The sequence below is a fragment of the Streptomyces durbertensis genome, assembly GCF_014156695.1.
Taxonomy (GTDB): Bacteria; Actinomycetota; Actinomycetes; order Streptomycetales; family Streptomycetaceae; genus Streptomyces; species Streptomyces durbertensis.
Map to the genome: position 1 here is coordinate 1 of NZ_WMLF01000205.1, position 9,321 is coordinate 9,321.

At 71.3% G+C, this 9,321-nt stretch carries 9 protein-coding genes; 8 read left to right on the top strand and 1 reads right to left on the bottom strand.

All coding sequences use genetic code 11. From position 1 onward, the window contains the following. Positions 1-333 precede the first annotated feature (333 nt). The 6 genes from GL263_RS15055 to GL263_RS15080 all read left to right on the top strand — a co-directional run bounded on the left by GL263_RS15055 (position 334) and on the right by GL263_RS15080 (position 5,000). The gene (locus GL263_RS15055; RefSeq protein WP_143649844.1) at positions 334-774 is read left to right on the top strand and encodes a DUF3052 domain-containing protein; all 441 of its coding nucleotides are present in this window, start codon (positions 334-336) and stop codon (positions 772-774) included. 168 nt (positions 775-942) lie between these two features. After that, the gene (locus GL263_RS15060; protein WP_182856216.1) at positions 943-1,401 is read left to right on the top strand and encodes a peroxiredoxin; all 459 of its coding nucleotides are present in this window, start codon (positions 943-945) and stop codon (positions 1,399-1,401) included. Between the two features lie 165 nt (positions 1,402-1,566). After that, positions 1,567-2,142, top strand: coding sequence for a TerD family protein (locus GL263_RS15065; RefSeq protein WP_182856217.1), 576 nt, complete (start codon positions 1,567-1,569; stop codon positions 2,140-2,142). Between the two features lie 149 nt (positions 2,143-2,291). After that, positions 2,292-2,870, top strand: a complete 579-nt coding sequence (locus GL263_RS15070; RefSeq protein ID WP_182856218.1) for a TerD family protein — start codon at positions 2,292-2,294, stop codon at positions 2,868-2,870. Between the two features lie 72 nt (positions 2,871-2,942). Further along, complete coding sequence (locus GL263_RS15075; RefSeq protein ID WP_182856219.1) at positions 2,943-4,097, top strand: DUF475 domain-containing protein; 1,155 nt, start codon at positions 2,943-2,945, stop codon at positions 4,095-4,097. A gap of 168 nt (positions 4,098-4,265) precedes the next feature. Next, complete coding sequence (locus GL263_RS15080) at positions 4,266-5,000, top strand: Tellurium resistance (RefSeq protein WP_182856220.1); 735 nt, start codon at positions 4,266-4,268, stop codon at positions 4,998-5,000. A gap of 25 nt (positions 5,001-5,025) precedes the next feature. On the opposite strand, the gene GL263_RS15085 is transcribed toward GL263_RS15080, so the two are convergent. Further along, the gene (locus GL263_RS15085; RefSeq protein WP_182856223.1) at positions 5,026-5,985 is read right to left on the bottom strand and encodes a TerD family protein; all 960 of its coding nucleotides are present in this window, start codon (positions 5,983-5,985) and stop codon (positions 5,026-5,028) included. 228 nt (positions 5,986-6,213) lie between these two features. On the opposite strand from GL263_RS15085, the gene GL263_RS15090 reads away from it, so the two are divergent. After that, complete coding sequence (locus GL263_RS15090; RefSeq protein ID WP_182856221.1) at positions 6,214-7,386, top strand: HpcH/HpaI aldolase/citrate lyase family protein; 1,173 nt, start codon at positions 6,214-6,216, stop codon at positions 7,384-7,386. Continuing rightward, a partial coding sequence (locus GL263_RS15095) for a phosphoribosyltransferase domain-containing protein (protein ID WP_182856222.1) occupies positions 7,383-9,321 on the top strand: 1,939 nt, incomplete at its 3' end. The genes GL263_RS15090 and GL263_RS15095, both read left to right, overlap by 4 nt.

The window sequence follows — 9,321 nt, forward strand, 5'->3', positions numbered from 1 at the left end:
CCATTCGCACACCCGCTTGACGCCACCCTCCCGGCCCCGCGCGACCCGCCTGGGCCCCGGTGCCTCCCCCGAGGCTCCCCGGGGCCGCGCGGGGGGGCGACCGGGCGGTCACGAGGACGCCGCCGAGAGCCGTACGGCGCCCCTCCTGTGGCGCCGCGCCCGCGCGCTGTGCAGGGTGGAGGCACGTCAACGCCCGCACCGGGCGGGCCACCGGGTACTTGCGCGATCCGCCCCGCACGTGTGGACTACGGCGAAGCACTGCCCCGTGTATCCGAGACATTCGCGTACACGCGGTCAGACGGGTACTTTCGCAACATGAACAGGAGGCAATCCGTGAGCGCGACCGCGGACCACGCGGAGGAGCGGACCAACCCTGCCGCCAGGCTGGGTATCCAGCCCGGACAGGTGGTCCAGGAGCTCGGTTACGACGAGGACACCGAGCAGTCACTTCGCGAGGGCATCGAGGCCATCACCGGCACCGAGCTGGTCGACGAGGACTACGACGATCTCGCCGACGCCGTCGTGCTGTGGTTCCGGGAGGATGACGGCGATCTGACGGACGCGCTGGTGGACGCCATCTCGCTGGTGGACGACGGCTCCCCGATCTGGCTGATGACGCCGAAGACCGGGCGCGACGGCTACGTCCAGCCGAGCGAGATCGGCGAGGCGGCACAGACCGCCGGCCTCCAGCAGACCAAGCCCTTCGCCGTCGGCAAGGACTGGACGGGCAGCCGCCTGGTCACCCCGAAGGCGAGCCGCGCCGGCAAGGCCTGAGCGCGTCGTCACACATCCGCCCGACGCCGGGCCGGCTCACCGCGAGCCGGCCCGGCGCACGCGTGGGCGGTCCTCCGGCCGGAATCCGCGGGGTCCGCTCCGGCGCCCCGCCGCCACGGCTTAGTGTGGGCCCGTCAGCCTGACCCCCAAACGGAGGGACCACACCCGATGGCCATCGAGGTCGGCACCAAGGCCCCGGATTTCGAGCTGCGCAACCAGCACGGCGAGTCCGTCCGTCTCTCGGACTTCCGCGGTGAGAAGAACGTCGTCCTGCTCTTCTACCCGTTCGCCTTCACCGGTGTGTGCACCGGCGAGCTGTGCGCGCTCCGCGACGAGCTTCCGACGTTCGTCAGCGACGACGTGCAGCTGCTCGCCGTCTCCTGCGACTCCCCGTTCTCGCTGCGGATCTTCGCCGAGCAGGAGAACCTCGGCTACCCGCTGCTGTCGGACTTCTGGCCGCACGGCGAGGCCGCCCGCGCCTACGGCGTCTTCGACGAGGAGAAGGGCTGCGCGGTCCGCGGCACCTTTGTCATCGACAAGGAGGGCCTGATCCGCTGGACGGTTGTCAACGGACTGCCGGACGCCCGCGACATCAACGACTACGTCAAGGCGCTCGAGCAGCTCTGATCCGGTTGCCGGGCGGCTCTGACCTGGGCTGCGGGGCCGATGTCACCCTCGCTCACGGGAACCGTCGACCGGGGTCGGCTCGTTGCTCCAGACGGCATCCGTAGCCAGTGGGCCGGCGTACACCGTCCGGCCGCACGTACACAGAAACGAATTTTGGAGGGACTCGTGGGAGTCAGCCTCAGCAAGGGCGGCAACGTCTCGCTGACCAAGGAAGCCCCGAACCTGACCGCCGTGCTCGTCGGTCTGGGCTGGGACTCGCGCACCACCACCGGTGCCGACTTCGACCTGGACGCCAGCGCCCTGCTGGCCGACGGGTCCGGCAAGGTCAACAAGGACCAGAACTTCGTGTTCTTCAACAACCTGAAGAGCCCGGACGGTTCGGTCGAGCACACCGGTGACAACCTCACCGGTGACGGCGACGGCGACGACGAGGTCATCAAGGTCAACCTGGCCGGCGTCCCGGCCGACGTCGAGAAGATCGTCTTCCCGGTCTCGATCTACGAGGCGGAGGCCCGGCAGCAGAGCTTCGGCCAGGTCCGCAACGCCTACATCCGCGTGGTGAACCAGGCCGACGGCAACGAGCTGGCCCGCTACGACCTCACCGAGGACGCCTCCACCGAGACCGCCATGGTCTTCGGTGAGCTGTACCGGCACGGCGCCGAGTGGAAGTTCCGGGCCATCGGCCAGGGCTACGCCTCCGGCCTGCGCGGCATCGCCCAGGACTTCGGCGTCAACGTCTGAAACCCCTGGCGCGGCCGATCGGCCGCACCTGATCACGGCAGCTTCCGGCGCCGCAGACTTCCGAGTTCGGGGGGTGTGCGGCGCCGGACGGCTTGGCAAGACTTGTCGCAGCAAACACCGGGCGCCAACACCGGGGAGAGGACCACGACATGGGTGTCACGCTCGCCAAGGGAGGCAACGTCTCCCTCTCGAAGGCCGCGCCGAACCTCACACGGGTGGAGATCGGTCTGGGCTGGCAGGCCCGCGCCACCACCGGAGCGGACTTCGACCTGGACGCGAGCGCGCTGCTGTGCGCCGGCGGCCGGGTCCTGGGAGACGAGTACTTCGTCTTCTACAACAACCTGAAGAGCCCCGACGGCTCGGTCGAGCACACCGGCGACGAACTCGTCGGCGGTTCCGGGGGCGGTGACGACGAGACGGTCCTGGTGGACCTCACCCTGGTCCCGCCACAGGTCGACAAGATCGTCTTCGCCGTCTCGATCCACGACGCGGACGCCAGGCGGCAGACCTTCGGACAGGTGACCAACGCCTACATCCGCGTGGTGAACCAGGCCGACGGCAACGAGCTGGCCCGCTACGACCTCACCGAGGACGCCTCCAGCGAGACCGCCATGCTCTTCGGCGAGCTGTACCGTTACGGGCAGGAGTGGAAGTTCCGCGCGGTGGGGCAGGGGTACGCTTCGGGGCTGCGTGGCATCGCCCTAGACTTCGGCGTCAACGTGGTCTGACGCCGCCACGAGACTGTGGTCCGGCCGCGCTGGGTGCGCGGGGGATCTCCATGAGAGAGATTGGGTAACCCAGTGGTTCTGAGAACCTTCGGCTGGTCCTTCGGCGTGACTGCCGCGGGACTCGCGGTAGCCGCTTACTTCTGGGGGTGGAAGGGGTTCGCCATCGTGGCGATCCTCTCCATCCTCGAGATCTCGCTGTCGTTCGACAACGCGGTGGTCAACGCCAGCATTCTGAAGAAGATGAACGCCTTCTGGCAGCGCATCTTCCTCACCATCGGCATCCTCATCGCCGTGTTCGGCATGCGCCTGGTCTTCCCGGTCGCGATCGTTGCGATCAGCGCCAAGGTCGGCCCCATCGAGGCCGTCCAGTTGGCGATGCAGGACAAGGACGCCTACCAGCAGATGGTCACCGACGCGCACGCCGGCATCGCGGCGTTCGGCGGCATGTTCCTGCTGATGATCTTCCTCAACTTCCTGTTCGACGAGCGTGAGCACAAGTGGGTGCCGTGGCTCGAGCGTCCGCTCGGCCGCCTGGGCAACGTCGACGGCCTCGCCGTCTGTGTCGCGCTGATCGCCCTGCTGGGCACCGCCGTTGTCATGGCGCCGCAGGCGCACATGTACGCCGGCACCGAGGACAAGTCCGCCACCGTGCTGCTCGCCGGTGTCGCCGGTCTTGTCACCTACCTCCTCGTCAACGGCCTCTCCGGCCACTTCGAGAACAAGCTGGAGGAGGACGAGGAGCGGGAGCACGAGCTGGAGGAGGCCGCCAAGGCGTCCGGCGACAAGCCGAAGAGCGCGGTGGGCCTGGCCGGAAAGGCCGCGTTCTTCCTCTTCCTCTACCTCGAGGTCCTGGACGCCTCGTTCTCCTTCGACGGTGTCATCGGCGCCTTCGCCATCACCAACGACATCTTCTGGATGGCGCTCGGCCTCGGTATCGGCGCGATGTACGTGCGTTCGCTCACCGTCTACCTGGTCCGCGAGGGCACCCTGGACGACTACGTCTACCTGGAGCACGGCGCGCACTACGCCATCGGCGCCCTCGCCATGATCCTGCTGGTGACCGTCCGTTGGGAGATCCACGAGGTCATCACCGGCCTGCTGGGCGTCGCGCTGATCGGACTCTCCTTCCTCTCCTCGGTCCGGCACAACCGCCTGAGCGGCGGCGACGGCGAGGACGACGAGGGGGAGAAGGAGCCACCGGCGGCGGTCCTGACAACAAAGGCCTGAACGTCCGTTATGTGAACACCGGGCAAAAACGTGTGTCACATCGGCCCGTATGCGGAACGCTGAACTGCGGGGCGGCTGTGGTGCGCACCGGGAGGCGACTCCCGGGCGCGGACCCCGGCCGCCCCGTGGCGGTTTCCGGTACGGGAAGACGGGATTGGGGGCACACACATGGTCTCCCTGTGGGAGCACCTTCGCACCGGTGGCGGCACCCGGGGTCAGAGCTTCGACATGCTCGGCTCGGGTCACTCCACCGAACTCACCAAGCGCAACCCGACCCTCTCGCTCACCAAACAGGGCGCGGCGGCCGGCACCATGAGGGTCAACCTCAGCTGGCAGATGCGCACCCCCGACCTCAACGAGCGCCAGCGCCGACGCGGTTCGCTCCGCCACCCGCTGCAGATGCTCAAGCCCCAGCCCATCAGCGGCCACACCCAGGGCATGGTCAACGTCGACCTCGACCTGGCGTGCATGTACGAACTGGCCGACGGGACCAAGGGGGTCGTCCAGCCGCTGGGCGAGCTGCTCGGCAGCATGAACGAGCCGCCCTACATCAAGCTCACCGGTGACGACCGCTTCGGCTCCGGCTCCGGCGAGACCCTGTACGTCAACCTCGACCAGGCAGACAAGATCAAACGGTTGCTGGTCTTCGTCTACGTCTACGACAGCACGCCCGCCTTCGAACGCACCAACGCCATCGTCACGCTCGTGCCGAGCAACGGCCCGCAGATCGAGGTCCGGCTCACCGAACGGGCCCCGGAGGCCCGGTCCGTGGCGGTCCTGCTCATCGAGCACGACAAGGACGAACTTGTCGTGCGCCGCGAGGTCCGCTACGTCTACGGGTACCAGGCCGACCTCGACCGGCTCTACGGCTGGGGCATGACCTGGGGCCGGGGCTACAAGTAACCGGCCCGACGCGACGGCCCCGCCGTCAGCGGCCGACGAACTGCGGACCCTGCGGCGGCAGCGTGAACGCCGGGTCCGGCTGCGGCGGATAGCCGTACGCGGGCCCGGCCGGCTGGGCCGGCGGGTACCCGTACGCCGGACCGGGCGGCCGGGCCGGCGGGTGCGGGTAGCCGTACCCCGCCACCGGCGCGGCCACCGTCGGCTGCGGCGGCTCGGGCGAGAGCGGCTGCGGCGGCTCCGGCGGGGGCGGGGGAGGCGTCGGCACCGGGTCGGGCGCGGGCGTCGGCTCCGGCTTGGGGCGCGGCTCCGGACGCGGCACGGGCACCGGCTCCGGGTCGGGGAGGTCCGGCTCCGGCGGAGGCGGCGGCACCGTCTCCTCCTCGGCCGCACGCGGCTCCGGAACCCCGGCCGGCGGCTCTCCGGCCGTCGCGTCGTCGGCCTCCGGCGAGTCGTCGACCGAGACGCCGTACTCGGTGGCCAGCCCCACCAGCCCGCTGGTGTAGCCCTGACCGAGCGCGCGGAACTTCCAACCGTCCCCGCGCCGGTACAGCTCACCGCAGATCAGCGCGGTCTCCTCGCCGGTCTCCGGCTCCATGTCGAACAGCGCGATGGTCTCGCCACCGGCGGCGTCCCGCAGCAGCAGCCGCAGACCGCCCGGCACCTGGGCGAACGTGCCGCCGTCGGCGGAGGCGGTCAGCAGCACACGCTCCACCGAGGCGTCGAGACCGGCCAGATCGGCCTCCACGGTGTCCGCGAGGCCCTCCGGCTCCCTGGTCTTCGCCAGGTGCCTGACCAGCCCCGACGGATGGCGCGGCTGGTTGTAGAAGACGAAGTCGGCGTCACCGCGCACCCGGTCGCCGGGCCCCAGCAGCAGCGCGGAGGCGTCGACGTCGGGCACGCCGGGACCTTCGGACCAGCGCAGCACCGCGCGCACGGCTGACGCGTACAGCTGGATGTTCGATCCCTTGGTCATCGCGTGCGTCATGGCTGACATCCTGCCTCCTCCACCGCGCGTCGACAACGCGGGACGGCCGACCGGGCCACCGGGAGCCGGCGACGCAACCGGGGCACGGTGGTGACACGACGGTTACAGCCGCTTCACCACACTTTCCACGACGGGTGGGACAACCGCTCGTAGCTCGCACGTACGATTGCCGGTCGGAACTCACCGGCACACGCGGGTCGCAGCCACACAGAAGGAAACGGGGGTGCCATGCGCCATTTCCGGCACATCGGGCCAGACGCGCGGCAGGCTCTCTTCCACCGCCAACCCGGCGAGTTCACCGCCGACTCCCCGGCCCGGACCCTGTCCGTGGCCCTGGGCGCCACCCTCTACAGCCCGGCGACCCGCCCCCACCTCGCCGCCGACATCACCAAGCAGGCCGCGACCCGGGGCGTCGTCTCCATGGTGCTGTGCCTGGAGGACTCCATCGCCGACGCCGACGTCGACGCGGCCGAGGACAACCTGGTCCGCCAGTTCGCCGAACTCGCCGCCGGCACCGACGGGCGCACCGAGCTGCCGCTGCTGTTCGTCCGGGTCCGCGAACCCGCCCAGATCACCTCCCTCACCGGCCGGCTCGGCGACAACGCCCGACTGCTCAGCGGCTTTGTCCTGCCGAAGTTCACCGAGGACCGCGGCCTGCCGTTCCTGGAGGCGCTGACCGCCGCCGAGGCCACCGCCGGACGCCGGCTGTACGCCATGCCCGTGCTGGAGTCCCCCGAACTGCTCTACCTGGAGACCCGCGCCGAAACCCTGGCCGGCATCCGGCGCGCCGTCACCAAGTACCGCGACAACGTCCTCGCGCTGCGGCTGGGCGTCACCGACTTCTGCTCCGCCTACGGGCTGCGCCGCACCCCGGACATGACCGCCTACGACGTCAAGCTCGTCGCCACCGTCATCGCCGACGTCGTCAACGTCCTCGGCCGGCACGACGGCAGCGGCCTCACCGTCACCGGGCCCGTGTGGGAGTACTTCCGCCCCCAGCAGCGCATGTTCAAGCCGCAGCTTCGCCGCAGCCCCTTCCTCGCCGGCGGCGCCGACGAACTCCGGGCCGAACTCATCGAGCAGGACATGGACGGCCTGCTGCGCGAGACCCAGCTCGACCGGGTCAACGGCCTGCTCGGCAAGACCTGCATCCACCCCAGCCACGTGGCGCCCGTCCACGCGCTGTCGGTCGTCAGCCACGAGGAGTACAGCGACGCCACCGACATACTCCGCCCCGAACGCGGAGGCGGCGGCGTCCTGCGATCCGTGTACACCAACAAGATGAACGAGGTGAAGCCCCACCGGGCCTGGGCGGAACGCACTCTGCTCAGGGCCGAGGTCTTCGGAGTCGCACGCGAGGACGTGGACTTCGTCGACCTGCTGGCGGCGAGCCTCGTATGAGCGAACGAGTGAGCGGCGTGACACACAGTCAGCACATCCCAGCGGCGCCCGGCGAGAGGGCCACCGTGCCCGCGCAGCGGCCCGCCGACCCCGCCGGCACCTGGACCGGGCGGTGGGTCGCCGACCGACTCGGCGTCGACCTCGCCGGCCAGGGCCTGCGGGACCTCCTCGGCCTCGCCGTCCGCCGCAACCCCCGGCGCGCCCACCTCCTCGTCTCCGACGTGCTCGGCAAGCACGTGCCGCAGCTCCCCGACGTCGTCTACGGCGCCGGCCTCGGCCTCGGCCACCGGGTACGGGACCTGCTCGGCGACACCGACGGCGCCCGGGCCGTTGTCATCGGCTACGCCGAGACCGCCACCGGCCTCGGCCAGTGCGTCGCCGACGGCATGGGCGCCGCCGACCACCTGCACTCCACCCGGCGGCCCGTGCCCGGCGCCCGGCGGGCCGGCGGCTTCGAGGAGGAGCACTCCCACCACACCTCCCACCTGCTGCTCCCCGAGGACCCGCGACTCCTCACCGGCGACGGCCCCCTCGTCCTCGTCGACGACGAACTCTCCACCGGCCGCACCGTGCGCAACACCCTCGCCGCCCTGCACCACGCCAACCCGCGGGAGCGCTACGTCGTCGCCACCCTCGTCGACCTGCGCTCCGAGACCGACCGTGCCGACCTCGCCAAGTTCGCCGCCGAACTCGGCGCCCGCGTCGACGTCGTCGCGCTCGCCACCGGCAGCGTGACCCTCCCCGACGACGTACTCGCACGCGGCGCCGCACTCGTAGCCGCCCAGCCCGAGCCGCCCACCGCACCACCCGGCGACCCGGCCACCGCGCACCGCGTCGACCTCGGCTGGCCCGTCGGCCTCCCCGACGGCGGCCGGCACGGCTTCACCCCCGCCCACCGGGCCCGGCTGGAAGCCGCCCTGCCCGCGATGGCCGACCGCCTCGCCGCCGCCCTGCCCGCCGGCGCCCGCCGCGTGCTCGTCCTCGGGACCGAGGAACTGATGTACACCCCGCTGCGGCTCGCCGACGCCCTCACCGGCGCCACCACCGCCGAGGTGCGCTTCTCCACCACCACCCGCTCACCCGTCCTCGCCGTCGACGACCCCGGGTACGCCATCCGCACCCGCCTCGCCTTCCCCGCCCACGACCGGCCCGCCGACGGCCCCGGCACCCGCTACGCCTACAACGTCAGCCCCGCCGCCGACGGCTCGCCGTTCGACGCCGTCGTCGTCGTCACCGACTCCACCGGCGACACCCCCGAACTCCACGCCCCCGACGGCCTGCTCGCCCACCTGGCCGCCCACACCGGCCGCGTGCTGCTCGCCGCCGTCCCGTCCTGGCTGCCGCTCCCCACCCCGCTCGGCGGACCCGGCTTCTCCTCCTACACCGCCGACGAGTGCCGCTGGCTGCTCCAGGACCTCTCCGACGTCCGGCTGGAGGCGCCCACCGAGGAGCGCGAGGAGGCCATCCAGAACGGCGGCGCCCACTACGCCGAGTCCCTGCCCGTCGAGTACCAGCCCAGCGCCGACTACCAGCGCCTCTTCCAGAGCGCACTCGACGCCGCGGCCGACCGCATCGCCCGCGCGGTCGGCGCGGTCACCGAGACCGTGCTCGCCGAACGCGGCGACGAGGGCCGCCCCCCGGTCCTCGTCTCCCTCGCCCGCGCCGGCACACCCGTCGGCGTCCTGATGCGCCGCTGGGCGCTCGCCCGGCACGGCGTCGAACTCCCGCACTACGCCCTGTCCATCGTGCGCGGCCGGGGCATCGACACCACCGCCCTGCGCTGGCTCGCCGCCCACCACAACCCCGCCGACGTCGTCTTCGTCGACGGCGTCCGCACACCGTTCGGCAAGGCGGGCCCCAAGGGCATCTACCACGAGACCCGTGCCGACGATCTGGTCGTCAAGTGCATCCGCGAGCTGCTGCGTCGCAACCCCG

Bases quoted from the DNA above. Each gene is read 5' to 3' on its own strand.
- GL263_RS15060 (WP_182856216.1), top strand. From the start codon at position 943: ATGGCCATCGAGGTCGGCACCAAGGCCCCGGATTTCGAGCTGCGCAAC.
- GL263_RS15070 (WP_182856218.1), top strand. From the start codon at position 2,292: ATGGGTGTCACGCTCGCCAAGGGAGGCAACGTCTCCCTCTCGAAGGCC.
- GL263_RS15085 (WP_182856223.1), bottom strand. From the start codon at position 5,985: ATGACGCACGCGATGACCAAGGGATCGAACATCCAGCTGTACGCGTCA.
- GL263_RS15080 (WP_182856220.1), top strand. From the start codon at position 4,266: ATGGTCTCCCTGTGGGAGCACCTTCGCACCGGTGGCGGCACCCGGGGT.
- GL263_RS15090 (WP_182856221.1), top strand. From the start codon at position 6,214: ATGCGCCATTTCCGGCACATCGGGCCAGACGCGCGGCAGGCTCTCTTC.